Annotated in this window: 21 protein-coding genes and 1 tRNA gene; 6 read left to right on the top strand and 16 right to left on the bottom strand. The window is 18.6% G+C overall.

Going from position 1 to position 25,146, the window contains the following annotated elements; genetic code table 11:
• Positions 1-47 precede the first annotated feature (47 nt).
• Entirely contained in the window at positions 48-1,127 is a 1,080-nt protein-coding gene (gene ychF / locus F1741_RS00850; RefSeq protein ID WP_152309718.1) for a redox-regulated ATPase YchF, read from the bottom strand.
• A 444-nt stretch (positions 1,128-1,571) separates the two neighbouring features.
• Here ychF and pduL point away from each other — a divergent pair, with 444 nt between their 5' ends.
• The 6 genes from pduL (at position 1,572) to F1741_RS00820 (ending at position 8,575) form a co-directional block, all read left to right on the top strand.
• A complete protein-coding gene (gene pduL, locus F1741_RS00845) occupies positions 1,572-2,165 on the top strand; it encodes a phosphate propanoyltransferase (RefSeq protein WP_152309769.1) in 594 nt (197 codons plus the stop codon).
• An 81-nt stretch (positions 2,166-2,246) separates the two neighbouring features.
• The gene (locus tag F1741_RS00840) at positions 2,247-3,518 is read left to right on the top strand and encodes an HD domain-containing protein (protein WP_152309717.1); all 1,272 of its coding nucleotides are present in this window, start codon (positions 2,247-2,249) and stop codon (positions 3,516-3,518) included.
• Between the two features lie 23 nt (positions 3,519-3,541).
• On the top strand, positions 3,542-4,384 hold the full coding sequence (gene rsmA, locus F1741_RS00835) for a 16S rRNA (adenine(1518)-N(6)/adenine(1519)-N(6))-dimethyltransferase RsmA (protein ID WP_152309716.1): 843 nt from the start codon (positions 3,542-3,544) through the stop codon (positions 4,382-4,384).
• Between the two features lie 187 nt (positions 4,385-4,571).
• Complete coding sequence (locus tag F1741_RS02325) at positions 4,572-5,573, top strand: septation protein SpoVG family protein (protein WP_152309715.1); 1,002 nt, start codon at positions 4,572-4,574, stop codon at positions 5,571-5,573.
• A gap of 90 nt (positions 5,574-5,663) precedes the next feature.
• Complete coding sequence (locus F1741_RS00825; RefSeq protein WP_244609557.1) at positions 5,664-7,673, top strand: heavy metal translocating P-type ATPase; 2,010 nt, start codon at positions 5,664-5,666, stop codon at positions 7,671-7,673.
• A 347-nt stretch (positions 7,674-8,020) separates the two neighbouring features.
• Entirely contained in the window at positions 8,021-8,575 is a 555-nt protein-coding gene (locus F1741_RS00820; RefSeq protein WP_152309713.1) for a hypothetical protein, read from the top strand.
• A gap of 198 nt (positions 8,576-8,773) precedes the next feature.
• On the opposite strand, the gene F1741_RS00815 is transcribed toward F1741_RS00820, so the two are convergent.
• From F1741_RS00815 to F1741_RS00745, 15 genes are all read right to left on the bottom strand, one after another.
• Positions 8,774-9,724: a hypothetical protein gene (locus tag F1741_RS00815; RefSeq protein ID WP_152309712.1), complete on the bottom strand. Its 951-nt coding sequence runs from the start codon at positions 9,722-9,724 to the stop codon at positions 8,774-8,776.
• A 62-nt stretch (positions 9,725-9,786) separates the two neighbouring features.
• Positions 9,787-9,862, bottom strand: a tRNA-Cys gene (locus tag F1741_RS00810).
• Positions 9,863-9,881: 19 nt separating this feature from the next.
• Positions 9,882-10,031, bottom strand: a complete 150-nt coding sequence (rpmG, locus tag F1741_RS00805) for a 50S ribosomal protein L33 (protein ID WP_152309711.1) — start codon at positions 10,029-10,031, stop codon at positions 9,882-9,884.
• A gap of 170 nt (positions 10,032-10,201) precedes the next feature.
• Positions 10,202-10,426 carry a hypothetical protein gene (locus tag F1741_RS00800; RefSeq protein WP_152309710.1) on the bottom strand — a complete coding sequence of 75 codons (225 nt, stop codon included), beginning with the start codon at positions 10,424-10,426 and terminating at the stop codon, positions 10,202-10,204.
• Positions 10,427-10,489: 63 nt separating this feature from the next.
• Positions 10,490-10,792, bottom strand: a complete 303-nt coding sequence (locus F1741_RS00795) for an HU family DNA-binding protein (protein WP_152309709.1) — start codon at positions 10,790-10,792, stop codon at positions 10,490-10,492.
• 152 nt (positions 10,793-10,944) lie between these two features.
• Positions 10,945-11,913, bottom strand: a complete 969-nt coding sequence (locus F1741_RS00790; protein ID WP_152309708.1) for an NAD(P)H-dependent glycerol-3-phosphate dehydrogenase — start codon at positions 11,911-11,913, stop codon at positions 10,945-10,947.
• 5 nt (positions 11,914-11,918) lie between these two features.
• Positions 11,919-13,247: a ribosome biogenesis GTPase Der gene (gene der / locus F1741_RS00785; protein ID WP_152309707.1), complete on the bottom strand. Its 1,329-nt coding sequence runs from the start codon at positions 13,245-13,247 to the stop codon at positions 11,919-11,921.
• 185 nt (positions 13,248-13,432) lie between these two features.
• On the bottom strand, positions 13,433-14,008 hold the full coding sequence (efp, locus tag F1741_RS00780) for an elongation factor P (protein WP_152309706.1): 576 nt from the start codon (positions 14,006-14,008) through the stop codon (positions 13,433-13,435).
• A gap of 1 nt (position 14,009) precedes the next feature.
• Complete coding sequence (gene miaA, locus F1741_RS00775; RefSeq protein ID WP_152309768.1) at positions 14,010-14,891, bottom strand: tRNA (adenosine(37)-N6)-dimethylallyltransferase MiaA; 882 nt, start codon at positions 14,889-14,891, stop codon at positions 14,010-14,012.
• A 25-nt stretch (positions 14,892-14,916) separates the two neighbouring features.
• The gene (locus F1741_RS00770; protein ID WP_152309705.1) at positions 14,917-15,687 is read right to left on the bottom strand and encodes a TIGR00282 family metallophosphoesterase; all 771 of its coding nucleotides are present in this window, start codon (positions 15,685-15,687) and stop codon (positions 14,917-14,919) included.
• Between the two features lie 108 nt (positions 15,688-15,795).
• The gene (rny, locus tag F1741_RS00765; protein WP_152309704.1) at positions 15,796-17,379 is read right to left on the bottom strand and encodes a ribonuclease Y; all 1,584 of its coding nucleotides are present in this window, start codon (positions 17,377-17,379) and stop codon (positions 15,796-15,798) included.
• Positions 17,380-18,419: 1,040 nt separating this feature from the next.
• A complete protein-coding gene (locus F1741_RS00760; protein ID WP_152309703.1) occupies positions 18,420-20,657 on the bottom strand; it encodes an ATP-dependent helicase in 2,238 nt (745 codons plus the stop codon).
• A gap of 22 nt (positions 20,658-20,679) precedes the next feature.
• Positions 20,680-21,456, bottom strand: coding sequence for a triose-phosphate isomerase (gene tpiA, locus F1741_RS00755; RefSeq protein WP_152309702.1), 777 nt, complete (start codon positions 21,454-21,456; stop codon positions 20,680-20,682).
• Between the two features lie 61 nt (positions 21,457-21,517).
• Positions 21,518-22,051, bottom strand: coding sequence for a helix-turn-helix domain-containing protein (locus F1741_RS00750; protein ID WP_152309701.1), 534 nt, complete (start codon positions 22,049-22,051; stop codon positions 21,518-21,520).
• A gap of 25 nt (positions 22,052-22,076) precedes the next feature.
• Positions 22,077-25,112, bottom strand: a complete 3,036-nt coding sequence (locus tag F1741_RS00745) for a hypothetical protein (RefSeq protein ID WP_152309700.1) — start codon at positions 25,110-25,112, stop codon at positions 22,077-22,079.
• Positions 25,113-25,146 lie beyond the last annotated feature (34 nt).

Below are 25,146 nucleotides of genomic sequence, written 5' to 3'. Positions count from 1 at the left end.
AACTTGTTTATTTGAGATAAAATAATATAATTTAAATTTAATTTAAATTAAACATTAAAGAAAAAATGAATTATATCTCCATCTTGAACTAAATATTTTTTACCTTCTAATCTTATTTTACCTTTTTTTTTTAAATGAAATAAATCTTGACATTTTATTAAATCTTCAAAATTAAAAACTTCTGCTTTAATAAAACCATTTTGAAAGTCTGAATGTATTAAACCAGCGCATTCAGGTGCTGTCATTCCTTTTAAAAAAGACCATGCTTTACTTTCTTTTTTACCTGCTGTAAAATAAGTTTTTAAATTTAAAATTTCGTAACTTTTTTGGATAATTTCTTGTAATACATTTGTTTTTAATTTATAAAAATTTATAATTTCTTTTTGTTTTTTTATATCTGATTCAACCATTATTTTTTCTAAAGTTATACATATCGGAATAAAATGTATATTTTTTTTTTGACTGATATCGTTTATTTTTTGAAATAAAATGTTGTTTGATAAATTTTCTAAATCTTTTTCTCCAAAATTTCCTATATATATTTTTGGTTTTAAAGAAAGAAGATTAAAATTTTTTAATATTTTTAAATCTTCTTCACTTAAGTTTTTTGTTAAAAATGTTTTTTTTTCATGACTTAATAAATCTTGTTTTATTTTTTCTAAAATATAAATTTCTTTGGTTTTTTGCTTGTTTATTTTTTTTATTCGTTTTTCTATTTGTTCTAAATCTGACAAAATTAGTTCAGTTTCTATAATTTCTATTTCTTTTAAAGGGTTTACTTCTTCTATAACATTTATAATATCAGGGTTTTTAAAGCATCTTATTACATGACAAATTGCATCCACATCTCTTATATGGCCTAAAAATTTGTTTCCTAATCCTTGTCCTTTAGAAGCGTTTTTTACCAATCCTGCAATATCTACAAATTCTATTTGTGTTGGAATTTTTTTTTCAGATTTAAAAATATTAACTAATGTTTCTAATCTAGGTTCTGGTACAAAAACAACTCCTTTATTAGGATTTATAGTAGCAAAAGGATAATTGGCTTCTAAAACTTTTGATTTGGTTAAAATATTAAATAAAGTTGATTTTCCAACATTTGGTAATCCTATAATTCCTACTTTCATAATTCAAAATCCTTTCTTATTAATATTTTTAATTTTTTAAAGTGTTTTAAAATAGAAAATAAAACAGGTAAATGATTTTTTTAATTTTTAATATATAATTAAAGTAATATGATATTATAATATGATTTAACATTTAAATTTAATATTATATTATTATAATAGAATGTATATAGAATAAATTTGACATAAGTTCTAAAATAAATAAAAATTTTAACCAACTTCATTTTTTTAAATTGCTTAAAAGCAACAATTTATAATTAAAATTTAATATTTGTAATTAAAATAATAAGAAACAAAATATAATAAATATAATATTTTATTCAAATAAACAAAACAAAAAGATTAAAAAAGCATATTATTTATTATATACTATTTTGATATTTAACATTAAGTTAAAATTAAAAAAATTTTAATTAAAAGGAGAATTAAAATACAGTTATGTTAATTGAAAAAAAAATACCTGTTGGCATATCCGGCAGACATGTTCATTTAACTCAAAAAACAATAGATATTTTATTTGGTTGTAATAATTATCAGTTAAAATTATTTAAAAATTTAAAACAAAAAGGGCAATATGCTGCTGAAGAAAAAATAGATATTTTAAGTTCTTCAGGCATGATTTTACATGGAGTTAGAATTTTAGGACCAGCTAGAAATTTTAATCAAGTCGAAATAAGCCAAAGCGATAATTTAAGATATAAATTTAATGCTCCTGTTAGGAGTTCAGGTGATATTTATAATTCAGGTATGGCTACTTTAATCGGACCAAAAGGAAAATTTAAAATATCAGAAGGAGTTATTATTTCTGATAGACATATACATTTAAGTAAAGAAGATGCAGAAAAATTAAATATTAAAGATAATCAAACAGTAAATATTAAAATAGAAGGTATTAAGTCAGGTATTTTAGGAAAAGTTTTATGTAGAGTTAATGATAATTTTGTTTTAGAATGTCATTTAGATACTGATGATGGAAGTGCTTTTTTGTTAAAAAACGGAGATTTAGTTGAATTAATAGATGAAATTATAGTTCTTTAACTTTATTTTATTTTTTTTATTTTTAAATAAAATAAATTGTTTTTATTTTTTAAAACAGAAAGAAGAGATATTAAATTATTAATGAATAATTTTCTTGTATTAAAAAAAAATAAAGAATTAAAAGAAAAAATCGAAAAATTTTTAAAACCAGAAGTTTTTAGAGATCCTATTTACGGATATATTTATTTTGATTATGTTTTTTTAAAAAAAATAGTTGATACTAGTGTTATGCAGAGATTAAGAAGAATTAAACAATTAGGATGTGTTAATATTGTTTATCATGGCGCTGAACATTCCCGTTTTACTCATAGTTTAGGGGTTTATGAGTTGGCGCGAAAATTTTTAGAAACAAATTCTTTTTTTTTAGACAATAAAATTCATTTAAGAACAAAGTTATTACTTTTAACTTCTTGTTTGTTACATGATGTTGGTCATGGTTCTTATTCTCATATTTTTGAAAATATTTTTAAAACTAAACATGAAGAAAAGAGCGCTCAAATAATAATTTCTCATTTTGAAATTAATTCTATATTAAACGAAATTGATGAAGAATTTAAATATGATGTAGCTGCTATTATTCAAAAAAAAAGTAAATTTAAACTAATAGAACAACTTTTATCTAGTCAATTAGATTTTGATCGTTTAGATTATTTGAAAAGAGATGCTTTTTTTGTAGGAGTAAGTTATGGTTCTATTGATACTGATAGACTTATAAGAATTATAGATATCGAAGATGATAAAATTGTTTTTAAACAAAGTGGTATTTCTTCGATTGAAAATTACTTGATAAGTCGTTATCATATGTATAATCAAGTTTACTATCATCCGAAAGTTATAAGTTATTCGATTATTTTAGAAAAAATTTTTCAAAGAATTAAATATTTAATTGAAAATAATTATTTGTTTAAAATACAAGACATAATTTTAATTTTAAGAGATTTTATAAATAATAATAAAGATATAAATAATTATTTAGAAATAGATGATTTTTACATAAACAGTTTAATTTTTTACTTTCATAAAGAAAAAGATTCTATTTTATCTAATTTATGTAAAGATTTTTTAAATAGAAATATTTGGTTTTGTATAGATCAAAATAATTTTTTATTAAATAAAAAAAAAGAAATTTTAATGAATTATAAAAATAAAGAAGAAATTATTTATTATACTCAAGAGAAAAAAATATGTCCGAATACTTATTATGAAAATAAAAAAAATTCTGGCGAACATATTTTAATTTCTGTTTTGAAAAAAAACAAAAAGAAAATCCAAAAACTAAGTCAGAAATCTTTTTTTATTAATTGTTTAATTAAAAATAAAAAAAAAAATTTTAAATTTTTTTACAGAAAATAAAAAAATAATAGATTATATAAATAATGACACATAAACATTTATTTAAAAAAAAATACGGACAAAATTTTTTAACTGATATTAATTTATTAAAATCAATTTTACAAAAAGAAGATGTAGAAAATAAAAATGTTGTAGAAGTGGGAACAGGAAAAGGAATTTTTACTCGTTTAATAGCTCAAAAAGCTAAAAAAGTTTTAACATATGAAATAGATAATTCTTTAAAACCTTTTTTAGATTTTAGTAATTATGATAATATTTTTATTATATATGATGATATTTTGAAAAGAGATTTAATAAAAGATTTTCATCAATATTTTGGAAAAGAAAATGTATATATGGTTGGTAATTTGCCTTATCATATAACATCTTCTTTAATATTTAAAATTTTATTTTTAGATCAAGTCCCTCAATTTACTTTTCTTATGCAAAAAGAAATGGGTTTACGTATTTTATCTGAAGGCCACAAAAACTCTTTTTTAAGTATTTTTTTACAGTCTCTAACAAAAATTATTAAAATTAAATATATTAAAAATACTATGTTTTTTCCTAAACCCAAAGTAGATGGAATAATATTAAAATTTAAAAAATTTTCTTTAGATGAGAAAGAAAAATTATTTATAAAAAATGAATTTTTTTTATTTACAAAAGCTTCTTTTTATCAAAAAAGAAAAAAATTGATAAATAATATAAGCAATTATTTTTCTTTACCTAAAAATAAAGTTTTTCTTTTTTTTCAAAAATATCAAATTTCTATTGATATTCGAGCGGAACAAATGAATGTTGCAGAATTTAAAAAAATTTCTTTTTTATTTTTTAATTTTTTTAATCAATATGATATTAAGTCTTCTCAAAAAATTAAAATTTAATCATACATTTATTAACAATTAAATTTATGATTAATAAAATACTTAATAATGATAAAATAATAAATAAAATTATATTCATTAATAATATGATAGAATATTTTGTAGATATATAGATATATTAATATAGAAATAGTAAGAAATAGAATTTTAAAAATAAGGTAAAAAATAAAGATGGGGGAAACTATAAATGAAAATTACCTATATTAAAATCAAAAAAAGTAAAGAAAGAGAAGGAGGAATATTGCCATTTTTTTTGAAAGGTATTGCTTCGATAACTTTTGATAATGCTTTTGTTGTTCATAATATAAAAATTTTTGAAAATGAAAAAGGTATTTTTGTTGGAATGCCTAGTATCAGAAAAAAACTTAAAAAAGAAGTAGAAGAATTTATTAAAAAAGAAGAAGAAGAAATAAAAAAAATAGAAGAATTAATTTTAAAAGGCGAATTTTTTAGTGATATTGACAAAGAAAATTTAGAAAAAAGAAAAGCAGAATTAAAAAAACTTAAAAAAGGACGTTTTTTGGATATTGCTCATCCTATTAATTCAGAAACTAGAGACATGATTGTAAAAATAATTTCAGATTATTATAAAGAAATGATTTCTAAATCAGATGAAAAAATAGAAGTAGAATTGAATAATGATGTTGATTATGATAGTTTCAACATTACTTCTGTTAAAATTAGAAAGAAAAATAAAAGTCAAAATAGATTAAGAGGTATTGCTTCTATAACATTGGATAATTCTTTTGCGATACATAAAATAAAAATTATCGAAGGAGATAAAGGCATTTTTATTGCCATGCCTAGTATTCCGAAATTTATAAAAAAAGAAGATAAAATAGAAGACAAACATCATGTCACAAATGATTCATTAGAAAATAACGAATTAAATTTTAAAAATGAATTTTCTTCTAATAATGTTGATAAAGATGATGATGTTAATATTGATGATAACGAAAACTATAGTGATTATGATAGTGATTATGATAGTGATTATGATAGTGATTATGATACAAAAAGTGATAAAGAAAAAAATGATAAAGATAAGAAAAAAGATTTTCAAAAATTTTTAGATATTGCTCATCCAATTAATTCTCACATTAGAAATAAAATTGAAGAAAAGATTAAAAAACATTTTGAAGAAATGATCAAAAGATCCAAAGATCATATAGAAACTAAAGATTTATAATTATGATTGAATATTTATTATTAAATAATTAGAATACAAAATCAGCACAAAATAATTTTTTTCTATAAAATTAATAAGGAGAAATTTACATTGTATCAATATTTGAAAAAAAACGAAAGAAAACATTTTCTTCTTTTTTTTTGTGGTATTTTAGTTTATTGTTTATGTTTTGTTCCTTTCAATTTTATTAAAATTAATAAAATTTTTTTCAAAAAATATGATAGTAATTTTTTAATACAATTAATAAGTACAATAATTATTATGGCCCTTTCAGGATATCATATTATTATTGAAGGATTTATATTAACTTATAAAAATACTAAAAATAAAAAAAAATTTACTCCTAATGTTCATATATTAATGATTTTAGGAGCTTTAGGGGCAATATATTTAAAAGAATTTAATGAAGCTAATTTATTAATTATTATTTTTTCAGGAGCTAATTTTTTAGAAGAACATATAGAAAGTAAAAGTGATAAAGAAATAAAAAAACTTTTTAAGATTACTTCAAATAAAACTAGATTGTTAAATAAAGATGGTGAATTTAGTTTTGTAGATATACAAGAGCTAAAAATAAATGATAAAGTTCTTGTTTTAAATGGAGATCAAATTCCTTCAGACGGAATTATTATTTCTGGTTCTTCTTTTATAGATGAATCCAATATAACTGGAGAAAGTATGCCTATTGAGAAAAAAATAGGTGATAAAGTTTTTGGTAGTAATATTAATTTAACTAATTCTTTAATTATTAAAATTACTAAGACAGCTGAAGAATCTGTTTTTAATAAAATTATTCAAATTAGTAAAAAAATAAAAAAAAATATTTCTAAAAAAGCTGTTTTTATTAAAAATATAGAACCTTTGTATGTTAAAACAGTTATTTTTATTGTTTTGATAGTTCTTTTTGTAGGATGTATTTTAGATAACTCATATATTAATTTATATTTTAATTCTTCAATTTTGGATTATTTGAAATTTAGAAATATTTTTAAAAAAATGATGGTTTTTTTAACTGTTGCTTCTCCTTGTGCTTTAGCAGTAGCTGATATTCCTGCTACTTTATCTGCTATTTCTAATTTAGCAAAAAAAGGTATTTTAATCAAAAGTGGTAAATCTTTAGATGTTTTCTCTAATGTTAGAGCTATTGTTTTTGACAAAACAGGAACATTAACTAAAGGAAAACCTTTTGTTAAAGAAATCTTTTTTGATTCTTGTTTTACATGGGAAAAAGAAAAAAAGATAGAATATTTAAATATTTTATTTGGGATGGAAAAAAATTCTAATCATCCTATTTCTTTCGCAATACAAAGATATTTGAAAAACGTAATAAAGCCAAAAAATGATTATTTAAAAATAAATATAACTAACTTTATTGGTATAGGAATTGAATATTGTGAAAATGATAATATTTATAAAGTTTGTAAATATAATTATTTTTACGATTCTGATGATTATTTTATTTCTGATTTTATCAAAGACGAAACAAAAAAGTTTTTATCTAAAGGAGAAACAGTTATTTATTTTAGTCATAATAATAAAGTTATAATGGGAATTGCTTTATCAGATGAAATAAGATCGAATGCTAAAGAAACTATTCATTATTTTAAAAAAAATAAAATTAAAACTATAATGTTGACAGGGGATAATAAAAAAGTTGCTGAGTATATCAATTCTTTTTTAGATTTAGATCTTTGTTTTTCTAATTGTTTGCCTGAGGATAAACTTCAATATATAAACAATATTAAACAAAAATATAATAATATAGCTATGGTAGGAGATGGAGTTAATGATTCTTTAGCTTTAGCAAATTCTGATGTTTCAATTACTCTCCAAGAAGGCAGTGATATCGCTATTGAACTTTCTGATATTATTTTAATGCGAAATGATTTAATCAAAATAGAGTATACTCATAATTTATCAGTTAAATTAAATAAAATTATTAAACAAAATATTATTTTTTCTATTTTAGTAATTCTTATTTTATCTATTGCTAATTTTATCATTACTATTCCTTTTAAATGGGCTGGTATTTTACATGAATTAAGTACTATTTTAGTTATTTTAAATGGTTTAAGAGTTTTAAAAAATAAAAAAATATAAAGAAAATAAAAAATATAAAATTTATACTTTTTTTTGTTAATTTTTCGATAATATAATATATAATTATTTGTGAATGGTTGTTTTATTTTTTTATAAATTAAAATAATTTAAAATATATCATTCTTTAGTTCATCTATTATTTTTCTTGATTAAAAAAAGTATTTATTTATTTTAAAATGTTATTATTACTATGATTAGTGACTTGTATTTATTATTTAACATTAAAAAATTAAAAAATTAAAAAATTAAAAAATTAAAAAATTAAAAAATTAAAAAATTAAAAAATTAAAAAATTAAAAATAACTTTTTTTTATTAGTATAAAAAGATTTGGAGATTTTAAAAAAAATTGTTTACCCATTTTATTAATTCTAAAAAAAAGATTATTATTATTTCTATATTTTCGGCAATATTATTAGGTATTATTTCTTTTGTTTTTTATATAAATACTGATTTATCAGAAGTGGATGAGAGTGAATTAGAAAATAAAGAAGCAATTTTGGAAGAACCTTCTGAAGAATATGAAATAGAAGAAAATGATATTTCTCCTAATATACAAATTCAACCATCAACAAGTGATATTCCGACTTCATCCCAAAATAAAATTTCTCAAAATTCTGATTCTAAAATTTCTTTTCTAGAACAAACAACTCAAACTATAGATAAATTGAAAGAGGGTTTTAATACAGCTAAACAAACTATTAATCAAATTTTACCTTTACGTAAAAATGAAGAAAGTAAAAATAAATTAGAAAATAGTTTATCCAGAAATAATTTAAATTATGATAATAAAGCTACAACAACAAGAAGAACAGCAATCAATTTAAATTCCGTAAATTCTCCTAGAAAAAATAATGGCAGAAGAAGTTCTATCAGCAAAGATGATTATTCAGTTAATTATTGAATAATTTTATAGAAATCAATATAAATAATTGAAATTTTTAGAAGTAAAAAAAAGACTAAATTTAAAATTTAGTCTTTTTTGTTTTGTTTATTTTTTTAAAAATTAAATTCAGTTTTATATAAATTTTAATTTTATATATATCTTTTTTTAATAAAATTTATTTTATAATAAAATTAATTTGGTTAATTAATTTTTGTTTTAGTATATACTTAAGCTATTTAAAACGGGATTAAAGTAGAAATTATAAATTTTTTGTTCTAAATGAGGTACAATGAGTTGTCCCAAATAATAATCCATTTCATCTTCATCTTCTAAAAATTCTTTCGGACCTTTAAATTCTATTAAAAGAATTTTTTCTTTATTTACTTCTAATTGTTTAATTGTTAAAAAATTATAAAGCCAAGATTCTTTAGATTTTTTGAAAAAAACTATATCTTCCCATCCGTTCCAAAGATTAAAAGTATTATATAAACTATTGTCTAGATTTTCAGGTATTTTGTGTAATTTTAATTTTTCTGTATAATTTTCATATGGCCAAAAAATAAGAATTTTATCTTCATCTAATAAATACTTTTTTTCTTTAGACATAATATTATAGAAAGATGTACCATAAGTTTTTAATCCTAAAAATTCTATTTTTTTTTTAATTTCTTCTATTTTTTCTAAATCTTTTGAATTTATATTTGGATTAATATTAATACTATCTATATCATTTTTTAATTTTTCTATTTCTTTTTGATTTTTATCTATTATTTTTTGAATAAAATTATCTAATCCGTTTATCCCAAAAAAAAACCATTTTTTGTGAATCATACAAGTTTTTGATTTTTGATTTTCTTTTATTATATAATTATCAGAATTATCTTGACAATATTGATTTAAATCATTATCTTTTTCATCTTCTTCATATTCTTCATCTTCTTTATACCATTCTTTTCCTATTTGAAAAACTTGAGGATCAGGAATTTGTATAATTTTTTTTTTATTTTTATGTTCAATAATATGTTCAGTAATTTGTTGTTTAGACATTTTTGTGTTTTTTTTGTGAAATTGATTTGTTATGAATATAAAAATAAGTAATATAATAACAGAACAAATAGAAGAAATTAAAAAAATTTTTATAAAATTTTTTTTTCTTTTTAACTTCATAATTAATTACTTTCAAAAATTTTAACATTATTTTTTTATTTTGATAATATTTTATTTTATTTTGGAGGCCCCGAACGGATTTGAACCGCTGATCAAGCTTTTGCAGAGCTATGCCTTAGACCACTTGGCTACGGGGCCAAAATTTCAGATAGACAAACTATTTTTTTTCTTTATGAATGGTATGTTTTTTTAAAAAAGGACAATATTTCTTAAATTCTAAGTTTCTAAAATTTTTTTTTTTATTTTTTTGGGTATGATAGTTTTCTCTTCCGCATTCTATACATACTAACTTAACTAGATTACTCATTTTAAATTATCTTTCTTTTTTATTAATTTTTTTTTATTAAAAAAAAATTTTAAATTGATTATTATTAATTATTTTTTTTAAATTAAAATATTTTATTCAAAAAAAACAAAAATAGTAAAATTTTTTAGAAAAAAGATATATAACTATTTTTGTTCTAATGGTTTTTTAATTTAAAAATTTTTTTTAATATTGATTTTCAAATTTTTTTTTATCAAAGGTTTAAGAGTATTATTTTCTATTACTTGAGGGTAATTATAAGTTACTTCTCTTAATTTTTTGAATAAAACATATATTAAACCATTTTCAAAATCAATTCTAGTAACTACACCTATTTCTTTTTCATTTTCTATTTTTACTCTTTCTCCGATAAGATAAGTGTTATTATTCCAAGCCATATTAATTCAATTGTCCTTATTTTTATTTCAAATTATTTAAATATAAAATTAATCTTCTTATTCTTATTTTTTTTTGATTTTTGTGAATTTAAAAGTTCTAAAAAATGATTTAATTTTTTTGTTCATTCTAAAAACTGGTACAACATGTTCAGGAATATGATGAATTTCTGATTGTTTCGGTAATTTACAATTTTTTTCTTGTCTATTTTTTAATTGGATAATACCTAGTCCTGGTACAGGAACTTTTTCTTCATTTTGTAAAGCATCTAATATTATTTGATTTAAATGATTAAAAAATTCATTTGCTTCTTTTTTTGTTATGTCCATTTTTTCTGTCATTGAATTAATTAATTTTAATTTGGTCATTTTTTATTTTTTAACTCCTTTTTTCTTAATTATAAATCTAGTAAAATTTTAACATAAAAAATGATTTTAACAACAAAAAAAAGTTTTTTTTTGTTTTTTCATTAAAAAATAATTATTTTAAATCTATTTTTATATTATTGATTATTTTTTGATTATAATATTTTGTTTATTATTTGTTTAATTGGTTTATTATTAAAAATAACTTTAAAACTGTTTTGAATTATAGGTAAATCAATATTGTTTATTTTGGATAATTCATAAAAAACTTTTATATTATTTATACCTTCTATAACTTGGTTGGAAGTTTTATAAATTTCATTTATTTTCTGTCCCAAACGAATTTTTTTACCTGCTTCATAATTACGAGAATTTATGTTAAAAGCAGTAACTATTAAATCTCCTAAACCTGCTAAGCTTGTCGCTGTTTCTGGATTAGTATTAAAAAAAGTTAAGATTTTTTTCATTTCTCTGATACCTAAAGTTATAAAAGCTGCTTTGGCATTTTGATCAAATAAATCATCATCTAAAATACCACTAATTAAAGCAAGAGCATTTTTAAACGAACTACAAATTTCACAACCTATGATATCTTTTGAAATTTCTAATTTAAAATATTCGTTATTAAATAAAAAACAAATTTCTTTTGCAAAATTTGTATCATAAGTGGCAACATTTAAAAATGTTTTTTTTTTAAGAATAACTTCTTCTGCATGCGATGGTCCCAAAACAGAAGCATAATTTTTTATTTTATTTTTATCTATTTCTTCTTTTAAAATTTCGTATATAATTTTGTTTTGAATATTTTCTATACCTTTAGAAGTGTTAATAAATTTTTTAGGTTCTTTTATTATTTTGTTTATTTTTTTAAGAAGATTTCTTATTTTTTGAGTTGGTATACAGATAATAATTATTTCTGAAAAATTTAAGGCTTTTTCTAAATTTTGTGTTGATTTCATTTTATTTATTTTTAAATCTTTAAAAATAGGATGTTTTTGATTATTTATTTTTTGAATATAATTTTCATTAATTTCATAAATTAAAACTTTGTTTTTGTTATCTGTTAAAACTTGACCTAGAGTAGTACCCCACGCTCCTCCTCCTATTATAGTTATTTTTTTCATGAAATTTATTCCTCTTCTTTCTTTCTGAATGTAATTTTAAAATTAATACCATCAAGTTCTAAATTTTTTCTTAATTGATTTTTTAAAAATCTTTCATAAGAAAAATGTATAAGTTTAGGATTATTTACTAAACATAAAAATTCAGGTGGTTTATTATCAACTTGTTTTAAAAAAAAGAACTTAGCTTTTCCGTTTTTATAAAAAGAAGGAGGGTTTATTTGTGTAGATTCGTATAAAATATCATTTAAAATTTTATTAGAAAAAAAAGTTTCATAATTTTTAAATACTTTTTCTATTATAGGAAGAAATAAATGCATTCTTTTATTATCTTTTGCAGACAAAAAAATAACAGGTACATGATTTAAAAAAGGAAATTCTTTTTTTATATATTGTTCCATAAATTTAACGTTTTTTTTTTGATTTTTTATTAAATCCCATTTATTACAAATGATTAAACAAGCTTTATTATAATTAAAAATTAAAGAAGAAATGTTTCTATCTTGTTCAGTTATTTTTTGACTAATATCTATTATAAAACAAACAATATCACTTTTTTCTATACATTCTATGGTTCTTAAAAAACTGTATTTTTCTTGTTTTTCACTTATTCTGCTTTTTTTTATTAATCCTGGAGTGTCTATTATATAATATTTTTTTCCTTTTCTTTCAAAAAATGTACTTATTACATCTGTTGTAGTACCAGGAATATTTTCTACAATCATTCTTTTTTTAGATAAAAAAGTATTTTTAAATGTTGATTTACCTACGTTAGGTTTTCCTATTAAACAAAATTTTATATTTTTTTCATTTTTGTCTGTTATCTCGGTGTTGTTAATAAACATTTTTCTAAAAAAAATAATTTTATCTAAAAGTTCTCCTATACCTATACCATGTTTAACACTAATACCTATTATATTTTTAAATCCTAAACAATAAAAATCATAGATATTTCCTAATAATGATTTATTATCAATTTTGTTGACTGCTACGATTACTTTTTTTTTGCTTTTATGTAATATTTTAGATACTTTTAAATCTTCTTCTGTTACAAGATTTTGTCCATCTGTAACAAAAATAATCAAATTTGATTCTTTAATAGCGAATTCTGTTTGTTCTTTTATTTTTTGTTTTAACGGAATATTTTCGAATACTATACCTCCTGTGTCGATTAATAAAAATTTTTTATTTAACCAAAATGCATTGTCATAAAGTCTATCTTTGGTTGTGCCTGGATTTTCATATATTATAGATATTCTTTTTTTTAAAATTCTGTTGAATAAACTTGATTTTCCAACATTTGGTTTTCCTACAATTGATACTTTAAAAATATTCATAATTTATTTTTTTAATTAAAAAAATTAATAACTTTTATTATATTTATTTTTTTATTTTTAAATTTTTTAATATGGATTATAATAAAAAAATAAAATATAAATGCACTTTTTCTCTTTTTTTTACATAATAAAAGGTGTAATGATAAAATTTAATTACATAGAACATATTTTTTTGATATTTATATTTATTTATTAGTATTTCTTGATAGATAAGTATTTGTTATCGTATTAATTATTATATCTTCTCCTTCTAAAATAAAAATAGGCACTTTAATCGTTAAACCAGTTTCTAAAGTGGCTTTTTTAAAATTGTTGTTTTTTTTTGAACTATTATTTTGAATAAAATTGTCTGTTTTTATTACTTTTAAAGAAATTTTATTCGGTACTATGATATCTAAAATTTCTTGATTTTCATCAACAATAATATCAATATCAATATTTTCTGTTAAATAGTTTAAAATATTGGTTATTTTTGATTTTGCAACTTCTATTTGTTCATAATTAGACATATTTAAAAAAAAATAAGAATTACCCGATACATAAGATAATTTAGATTTTATTTTACTTATAAATCCTTCTTGTATTTTTACACCTGCATTAAATATATGTTCTATAATTTCGCCTGTTTTCAAATTTTTAAGCTTACTTCTAACAAAAGCTGCTCCTTTTCCAGGTTTAACATGTAAAAATTCTATAATTTGATAAATTTTATTATTTAATTTAATTGTTTGCCCTGTTTTAAAATCGTTTGTATTAATCATTTTAATTTTTTTCCTTTTTTGTTTTTAAGAAATTAAAAATTATTTCACTGCTCTTTTCTGTTATTTTTTCAGATAAAGCATTTATTATAATTAAAGAATCAAACTGATTTTTAAACCATGTTTTTTGTCTTTTAGCATATTTCATTGTTTTAGATATTATTATTTTTTTTGTTTCGTTTAAATTTATTTTATTTTCTAAAAACATTTTTATTTCTCTATAACCAATTATATTAAAGTTTGCTTTTGGGAATTTTTTTATTAATCTTTCTACTTCTAGAATAAAACCAGATTTTAACATTTTTTCTAATCTTTGTTCAATTCTTTCTTTTAATATTTGTTTAGGAAGATCTAAATAAATAGTTAAAATATCAAATAGAGGATTGTTTTTTCCGTTTTTTTGAGATCTTAATTTTTTGTGGTAAGTTTGTTCAAATGCTCTTTTTACACGATGAGGATTTTTTTGATCTAAAATTAAATTCGGATCTTTTTGTTTAATAATTTCTATCATTTGTTTGTTATTAATTTTTTTTTTATTATATTTTTTTTTTTCTTTTTCGAATTCATAATCAAAAAGAGCTGATTTAATGTATAATCCACTTCCTCCTACTAAAAAAGGAATATCAATTTTAGGTATTATTTTTCTTACGCTTTTTTGAAATTCGTAAATATTATATTTTTGTTCAGGATTTATTATATCTAATAGATGATGTTTAATATTTTTTTTCTCTTTTTCAGTAATTTTAGCCGAACCAATATTGAATTCTTTATACATTTGAACAGAATCAGTATTTATAATTTCTCCATTAAAAATTTGTGCAAGTTTAACCGAAAGAGAAGTTTTTCCAGATGAAGTAGGACCACCAATAACAATTACTTTTTTTATTTTTATTTCATTTGATTTTTTTTTATTATTCATTGAAGTTAATTTTAATTATTTTTTTAAATTTTCCTAAATTTAAAAAAACTCCATTTAATTGTCTTTTTCCTTCAGCAATTTTTTGTTTAATTTTTTTTTTATTATTTAAAAAATTATTAATAATTATATTTTTATCAGATCCTATCACACCTTCGAAAGATCCAGTCATACCTACATCTGATATATATAAAGTTTTTTTAGGTAAAATTCTATCATCATTTGTTTGTATATGTGTATGAGTACCTAAAATAGCATCTATTTTTCCATCAAAATGATATGCTAAAGCCATTTTTTCACTAGTAGCTTGAGCATGAAAATCTAATATAGAATAATCATATTTATTTTTGCAAATTTTTAAAATTTTTTCTACTTCTCTGAAAGGGCATAATAAATCGTTATTATTCATGAAAATTCTACCTAAAATATTCATAATTAAAACTTTTTTTTTATTTTTTTTAATTATTTTGTATCCTTTTCCAGGATATTTTTTTTCAAAATTAAAAGGTCTTATAATATTAGTATGATCTATAAATTTTATTAATTCAACATTACTCCATGTATGATTACCCATTGTAATTATATCTACTCCAGCAAGAACTAAATTTTTATAGTTTTTATAATCTAATCCTTTACCATTAGAAGCATTCTCAGCATTTACTATTATAATGTCAGTTTTATATTTTTGTTTAAGAAAATTAATTTTTTCTGTTAAATAATCTACACCTGTAATACCACAAACATCACCTATAAAAAGAATATTCATTTCAACTCCTTTATAATTTATTGTAGCAATCTTAAAAGTTTAAATAAATTTAATATTTTATATTAACATAAAAAAAAGTTAACATAAAAAAAAGAAAAAATTTTTTGCTTATTCTTCACCTTCTAATTTTTCTTCTATTCTGAATTCTCTAATAACTGTTATTTTTATCGTTCTGTTGTTTTGGATTTTTTTATTTTTTTGAATTTCTTTTTTTATTTTTTGAGCAATATTAAAAGTTTTTAAATCATCTATTTCCTTTGATTTTACTATTACTCTAATTTCTCTTCCTGAACGAATAGCATAAGATTTTTCAACACCTTCTATATTATCAGCTATTTTTTCTAATTGACTTATTCTTTGAAAATAGTTTTCTACAGATTCTTTTCGTGCACCTGGTCTAGATGAACTAATTTTATCAGCTATTGAGACTAAAATAGCTGTAATTGTATTTGGTTCTTGATCTTCATGATGAGAAGCTATAGAATCTATCACTTCAATAGGTTCTTTATGTTTTATTGCTAATTCAATTCCGATTTTAACATGATTACCTTCTTTTTTGCAGTTTAATGATTTTCCAATATCATGCAATAGTCCAGCTCTTCTTGCTATTATTTCATCTTCACCAATTTCTGCTGCTAATTTTCCTGATATAAAAGCTACTTCTAACGAATGATTTAAAACATTTTGACCATAACTCATTCTAAAATGAAGTTTTCCTAATAAATTTATTATTTCTTTATCAATAATACCGATTTTAGTTTCATATACTGCTATTTCTCCTATTTCTTGGATGAAACTTTCAAGTTCAGACATCATTTTTTTAAATGTTTTTTCTATACTAGAAGGAGTTATTCTTCCGTCATTTATTAAATATTCTAAAGTTTTTTTCGCTATTTCTCTTCTTATAGGATCAAAAGAGCTTAAAACTACTGTATTAGGAACATCTTCTATTATGAGATCTACTCCTGTTATAACTTCGAAATTTCTTATATTTCTTCCTTCTTTGCCTATAATTTTTCCTTTTATATCGTCATCTGATAAGGAGACAACACTAATATTATGTTCTGAAATAATATTACTTTTAGATAATGTTTGCATTGCGTAAATTAATAAATTTTGAGCTTTTTTTTTAACTTGTATTTTAAATTCTTCTTCTTTTTCTTGTGCAAAATTCATTATTTCTTGAGTTATGTTTTTTTGGGCTTCATCAAATAAAATTAATTCGGCTTGTTGTTGACTTAATAAAGATATTTTTTCTAATTTTTCTTTTTGTTGGTTTAATATTTCTTTTGTTTTGTTTTTTATTTTTTCAATTTCTATTTTTAAATTGTTAATTTCTTTTTCTTTTTCATATAATATTTCTTCTTTTTTGTTTAGATATTCTGTTCTTGATACTAATAATTCCTCTTTATGAATTATTTTTTCTTCTAAATTAACAATTACTTTTCTTCTCTGATTTAAATCATTTTCTGTTTCTTTTTTTAATAAATCGTTTTTTTTATTAGCTTCTGATAATATTTGTTTGGCAATTATTTCAGATTTTAAAATTTTTTCTTTAATTTGTTTTTCTATTTTTTTTATTTTTTTTTTTAATTCTGTTTTTTGATTTTTAAAATAAAAAAAAGTTATTAAAAAAGAACAGATACTACCAAAACAAAACAAAATAATAAAAATTATTATTATTGTTTTCATTAAATATTTTTTTCCTATTGATTTTTTTGTATATTTTTTTAAAATTTTATTTTTGTTTTTTTTGTTGATCAAAAAATATATAAAAATCGAAAAATATATAAAATTGATTTGTGAAAATATATATAATATTCGTATATAGATATATAGATATTATTAAATTTAGTTTATTGAAAGAGTAACTATCATTAAAATTATATACAAAAAAATTAAAAAAATATTTTTTTAAAGTACTTATTTTTTCGAATAGATTTTTCCATAATTTTATTTTTTTATCTTTTTAAAACAATATTTAATTTTTTCCAAAAATAAAAAAGTTTTATTTAGAATTTTTATTCTAATTATTTTTTTGATTTAATTGATAAAATTTTCTTTTTTTTTTTTTGAAGATTTTTCAAAATATAAATCAATAAAAATAAAAGAATTTATAATTAAATATAATTTACTTTATTTTATATATTTCTTAATTTTCGTATTTATTAAAGCTTCTTTAAATGCTTTATTACAAATTAATACAACCTTAACATTATAACAATTGTAATAATTTTTTTTACAAAAATAATAAAAATATAAGAAGATATTAAAAATTGATTCTTTTTACATATTTTATTTATTATTAAGTAAAAATTATTATATTTAGTAATAAAAAAAATAAGAAAAAAATTTTAATTAATATTTTTATTAATATTATAATTTTATTAATTTTAATTTTTTTCTTATTTTCAAAAATTTTCTTTATAATTAAATTATTTTAAAGTTATGTTAAAAAAGATGAAAAATAAGATAAAAAAATATTTTTTTACGACACGAATTAGTAATATAATATTTGATGATTTTAATAATACAAATTTAATAAATTTTTTTAAACAAAAATGTAAAAATTAAAAATTTTAATACTATTTATAAAAATTTTAATTTAATAAAAATGTAAAAAAATAAAAAAATAGAAAAAAATTTTATAATAATTAGAAAAAAGAGATATGTTTTAAAATTAGATATTAGATATTTTAACAAAAAAGTAATTTTATAATTTTTAATTATTTTTATTTTTTTATAACTTTCTGCAAAGAAGAATGATATATTAAAATTTTTTTAATACCATGCGGAGGCAAAAAAGATATGGTAGCTATATCTTTATTGATTTCTACTATTTTGCCAATTCCAAATTTATTATGTTTTACATTATCTGCTATTTGATAAAAATTTGATTCTATTTTTTTTAGTTTTTGTATATTTAAATAATTGTTTTTTTTATAGGAATCTAAATTCATTTCTTTAATAAAACAAATAGGTTCTGATATAATTTTTTGTCCAAATAAAAATCTATTTTGTGAGCTAGTTATATATAAAAGTTCCTTTGCTCTTGTAATAGCAACATAAGCTAACCTTCTTTCTTCTTCTATTTCTATTTCTTTTTCTATATAATTATTGTTTTTGTTATTTATAAAGTTATTTTTTTGAGATAAAAATGTTTTTTCTTCTAAACCTATGAAAAACACAATTTTGAATTCTAATCCTTTTACTTTATGAATAGAAGATAAAAGAATTTTATTTTTATTATTATCAATTTCATTTTCACTATATAAATTTATTTGTTCTATTATAAAACTTACTTTATCTAATAAATTATCTATTTTGTCAGTAAATTTATATTGAGCAAAAATATTTTGTAGTCTTATTAAATTTTTTTCCAATTCTTTTTTTTTTATTTTTATTTCTTCTTGGTTAGATTTCTTGTTCAATGAAAATGAAGAGGAATATTGAATTATATTATCTATTAAAAAAATAATGTTAGATAGTTGGCATTTTTTTGGATTTTGAATAATGATAGATATTTCTTGAAATTTTTCTTGAAAATTTTTAACTTTTTTACCAATTATGCTTTTGTTTTTTATTTCATCATTTATAACTTCAAATAAAGATATATTTTTATCTAATGCTTTTTCTTCTAATTTTTTTATAGTTTTTGTTCCTATTTTTCTTGCAGGAATATTAATTATTTTTTTTAAATAAAAATCTTTTTTGGGATTGATTAATGCTTTCAGATAATTAATGAATACTTTTATATCTTTTTTATTATAAAAAGATATAAAATCTTGTATTTGATAAGGTATATTATGAATAATAAGTTTATTTTCAATTTCTTTTCTTAATTCGTTTATTCTATATAAAATAGCAACATCTTTATAAAAGTATTTTTCAGTATTTATTATTTTTGTAATTTCTTTTGTGATAAATTCAGATTCTAAAGAAGAATTAAAAAAATTTTTATAAAAAACTTTTTTTCCTGGTCCTAAAACACTTTCTAATTTGTTTTGAAATATTTTTTCATTTTTACAATTATTTTGAATTAAAAGATTAGATTTAGATAATATATTTTGTGTTGAACGATAGTTTTTAAATAAACGATATATAGTTGCTCGAAAATCTTTTAAAAATAAATGACTACAAATTATATCAGAACCTCTAAAATTATATATATTTTGATTAGGATCACCTACGACAAATAAAATATTATTTTTTCCTAAAATTTTAATTATTTGATATTGAATAATATCTATATCTTGAAACTCATCTACTAATATATAAATAAATTTTTTTTGGTAAAATTCTGCTATTAATTTTTCTTTTTTTAATAGTTGATAATTGTTTATTATTAGATCATCGAAATCCATTAAATTGTTTTTTATTAAAAAATTTTGATATTTTTTATAGATATTTTTTATTTCTTCATAATTTGGAATAAATTCATAATTTTGAATAAAATCTTTATTAGAAAAGTTTTTATTTTTTTCTTCTTTATTTTTTGATTTAATTTTTTCCATTATTTTTTTTTTAATTTTTTGTGTTTTTAAGAGAGAAATACAGTTTTTTATTTGATTTATAGAAAATTTTGTTTTAAAATTATGTTCTTTTATTTGCTCTTTAATGATGTTTTTACTATCTTGTTCATCAACAATACTAAAAAATTCTTTGTTTTTGTATTTTTTTAAAATTTTATTACTTAAAGAATGAAATGTTTCTACGTTTAAATCTGAAAAGTCTTCTTTTAATATTTCTTGTAAACGATTTTTCATTTCTTGAGCAGCATTATTTGTAAATGTTATAGCTAAAATATTTTCTTTTTTAATGTTTAATTTTTTTAATAAAAAAATAATTTTAGAAGTTAAAGTTTTAGTTTTACCTGTTCCTGCTCCTGCTAAAACATAAATTGAATTTTTTTGATCTTCTACTATTTTTTTTTGTTCTTTGTTTAAATTTTTTATCCATTTTTGATACATTTATAGTAATATTCCTTAAATATTAAAAAATTTTTTTTATATTTTTTGCTATTTTTATAAAGAATAAGAAATCCGAAACTTTTAAAGAATTTTTACCTATTAAAATACCATCTATTTCTTTTTGCATTAAAAAAGATTCTGCATTCGAGCTAGAAATTGAACCGCCATAAATAATTCTGATTTTTTCTGATTCTTTAAGAGAGAATAATAAACTTATTTTTTTCCTTATGTTTTTGATAATTTGGTTTATTTGATTTGGAATTATTTTTTTTTCTGTGCCAATAGCCCAAGTTGGCTCATAAGCTATAATAATATTTTTGACTTCTTTCAAATCAACATTTTTAAAAATTATTTCTATTTGTTTATCTAAAAAAAATTTTGTTTTTTCTTTTTTATCATCATTTTCTTCAAAATTTTCTCCTATACAAACTATAGGATACATTTTGTATGACAAGGTAGATAAAAGCTTTAAATTAGCGATATAATCATTTTCTCCGAAGTGTATTTTTCTTTCACTATGATTTATTAAAACATATTCAACTCCTAAGCTTTTAATATTTTCAGGTGAAATTTCTCCTGTGTAAGGTCCTTGTTTTTTGTAAAAAATATTTTGTGCGCCTATTTTTAAATTTTCTCCTTCTATTTGTACCAATGCATCCAATAAAGTTAATTGTGGAAAGATAATTGTTTCTATTTTTTTTTTATTAGGAATTTTATTATTTATTTTAAAAATAAATTCTAATGCTTCATCTTTACATTTATTCATTTTCCAATTGCCTGCTATTATAATTTTTCTCATTATTATTATCCTTTTGATTTTTTTATAGAATTTTTTATTTTATTAATATTATCTTTAATTTTTAATAATTTATCGATACTTTTAATACTTTAGATTTTTGATAAGTATGATTGAATAAATAATATTCTTTTTCTGTTAATAAATAAAATCCTGTTTCTTTCGGTAAAATATTTTGAATTTTATCAAGAAATAATGTTATTTCTCCTTCTAAAACGAAATAAAATTCTTCTTTTTCTGAATCTGTTTTTATTATTGTTTGACCTTGATTTTCTATTTCTATAATCAAGCATTTCATTTTACATATTTTCAAATTAGGAAAAATTTTATAAATATTGTTTTTTAATTCTTTATTTATTTTTAATGAAAAATTTTTTTTGTGGTTTATTATTTCTATATTATTTCTTTGTTTAAAAAATTCTGAAGCAGATATTTCAAAGATTTTTAATATAGCGAATAGTATTTTTAAAGAAGGTGTTATTAAGTTGTTTTCTATTTGAGAAATATAACCACTTGTAACTTTTATTTTTTGAGCTATTTCAGATTGTTTCATTTGTTTTTTTATTCTTAAAGTTCTTATTTTTAATCCTATATTCACTTTTTTTCCTTTTTTTTGATGATTTTTAATTTTTAAAAAAATTATAAAATTTTTTATATAAAATAATATTTTGTTTTATTCTTTTTTTTATTTTATTTCGATTTTGTTTAGTATTTTTTTTCAAATCTTTTTTTTCTTTTATATATTTCCACCAATGAGAAATTTTGGAAAGCAAAAAACTTATTTTTTTTTGTTGCGATAATATAAATATTTTGTGAGAAGTATTTTTATTAATTTTTTTTATTTTTTTTTCTATTTTTTTTTTGTTTTTTAAATATTGATTTTGAATCAAATTAAAGTTGTGAAATATTTTTTTTTGTTCTTTTTGTTTTTCTTTTTTATTTATTTTATTTTTATTTTTTTCTAAAAAAATAGTTTTTTGATATATATTTTCTTTTATATTTAAAATGTGTATTAAACTGTTTTTTTCTTTGTTTTGAATTTGTTTTATTTTTTTAATTTTTTCAAAAAAATAATTTTTATTATTTTCTTTTGCATCTTCTAAATTTATTTTTAATAGATATATTTTGTCTTTCATTTCGTTTAATTGGATGTCTATCATTTTTTTTAGAATATTAATTTGTTTTATTAAGTTAATTTTTTTTTTATTCAACTTGTTTTTGATATTTTCAATTTTTAAATTATGTATTTGTTCTGCTATATTTTCATATAAATTTGAAACAAAGTTTATTTTATCTTCATATTCATTTAGATTATCTTTTTTATTTTCTTGTTGAATATTTTGTTGTAAGTAATTTAAATCTATTTTAGGATAAAATGACTTTATATTTTTACATAATAAAAACCAATAATTAAAAATTTTTTTTTTGTAAAACCATAATAATATTTTTTTGTATAATTTTTCGTTGTTTTCGATTTTTTCTATTATTTCTAAATAAATAAAAATTTTTTTTTGATAAAAATTGTTTTTTATTATTTTTTTATTTTGTGTATTTTTAAGTTGTTGAATTTTGTTTTGATAATAAATTTCATTTTCTTTTTCTTTATTTATTAGTTGTGAATATTGTTTTTTAAAAATTGTATAAAAATTTTCATATTTTTTCATTTTATTTTCTATAGTAAATAAAATTTTATTTTGAATAAAGTCATCAGATTTTTTATTTTCGTTTATTAAGTTTTTTAATAAAAATATATTCTTTTCGTAATATTCTGTTAGGTTTTTATTTAAACTTATTTTTGTTTGTATTTTTGTTTTGTTTAAAAGATAAAATTGTTCAATCCAAAGATAATAATGATTAAATTGTATATCTTTGATTTTGTCTATAAAAAATTGAAAAGATTGGTTTATTAAATCGAATTCTTTTAAAGAGAAAAAATTTTTTTGGTTATTCGCTGTATACAAAAAAGAATTTAATTTATTTTCTATGTTTTGAAACAAGATTTTTTCTTTTGTTTTTTTTTTATTTATATATTTTGCAAATATGTTTAAATAATCATATTTTTTGGTTTTTTCGTCTAAATATTTTTCAATTAAGTATTGAAATTTTATTTTTTTTAATTGATGTCTTTTTAAAAAATTTTGTTTATTTTTTTCGAATATCATATTTTGTTTTTGGATTTGATATTCTTGATTGTTTTTTAAATTTATTATTTCATTTTCTAATTTTTCTATTTTTTCTTGTTTTTTAATAATTTCTTTTAAAAAATCAGATTTTAAATGGGTTTTTTCTATTTCTATTTGCATTTTTAAAAGAGCATTTTTTTTTTCTTGTTCGTTTATCAAAATATTTATTTCTTTTTGAAAATTTAAATTTTTTAATTTTAAATTTTCTAAAATACTTTTTTTTTCTAAAATGAATTCTAATTCGTTTTTTTCTAAATCTTCTGAAGAATTGATTTCAATTATTTTATATTTTTTTTCTGTTTCTATTATTCTTAATTCTAATTCTAAACAGTTTAGTTTTTTAAATAGATCATGTTTTAAAATTTCTTTTTTTTTTTCTTCTTCTAAAATTTTATTATTAATTTTATTTTTATATTTTTTTTCTAAAAAATTTTTATCAATATAAATTAAATTTAGTTTGTGATTATAAAAATATTTGAAAAATATATATTTTTTTCTCCATAAAAAAGTTTTTTTAATTTTAAAAAATTCATTTTGAAGAATTTCATTCATGAATTTTATGAAATTTTGATAGTTTATTTTTTGAATTGGTTGTAAGATAAAAAATGTTTTTAATTTTTCTTGGATAAATAATTTTTTTTCTTTTTGATTCAAATAATCATTATTTTTTATAAATTCTTTTTTTTGTTCTATTAATATCTTATTATGTTCTTTTAGTTCGTTTTCGAAAAAAATGTTAATTTTATTATTGTTTATTTTTAATAATTCTTCTTTTTGTTTTTCTTTTATTTCTTTTTTTGTTGTTTCATAATTGTTTTTGATATTTTTTATATTATTTTTATGTTCTTTTTTTAATTCATTTATTTTATTATTTATATCGAAGAATTTTTTATTAAAAAAAACGTTTATTTCTTGTTTTTCTTTATTTGTTTTTTTAGAAATTTTCTCTTTTTTTTCGAAAATTTCTTTTTCTTGTTCTTTTTTATCAAATATAATTTTTTCTTTTACTTTCTCTATTCTATTCAAGTAATTTTTATATTCATTTTTTATTTTTTCTATTTTTTGCTGAAATTCATAATATATTTTTTGTTTTTTTTGAATGCTATTGTTTATTTTATTGTAATTTATTTTGTGTTTAGATATAATGTAATTTTTTTGTTCTTGTAAGTTATTAATATTTTTAATGTTTGTTTTTTTTTCTTTTATTTTTATTTTATTGATTTTTTTTTTAATTTTTTGAATGTTTGTATTATAATCAATATTTATTTTTTTTATTTGTTTGATAATTTTTTTTTCAAATTCATTACTTAATTTTTGATCTTTATTTTTTTGATAAATATTATTAATTTCTTTATTAAAATCTTCAAATAAATTATTTTCTAATATTTGTTTATTTATTTTAATTATTTCTACATAATTGTTTTTATTATTATCTTTTTTTTTTATATTATTTTTATTTTGAATATTAAATAACATTATTTTAATAAAACCTCTCAAAAAAACAAAATTT

The organism is 'Cynodon dactylon' phytoplasma (genome assembly GCF_009268075.1).
In the GTDB taxonomy this organism is placed as follows: Bacteria; Bacillota_I; Bacilli_A; order Acholeplasmatales; family Acholeplasmataceae; genus Phytoplasma; species Phytoplasma cynodontis.
Note: the sequence above shows the minus strand (reverse complement) of the source record. Positions and strands in the feature narration are given on the sequence as shown.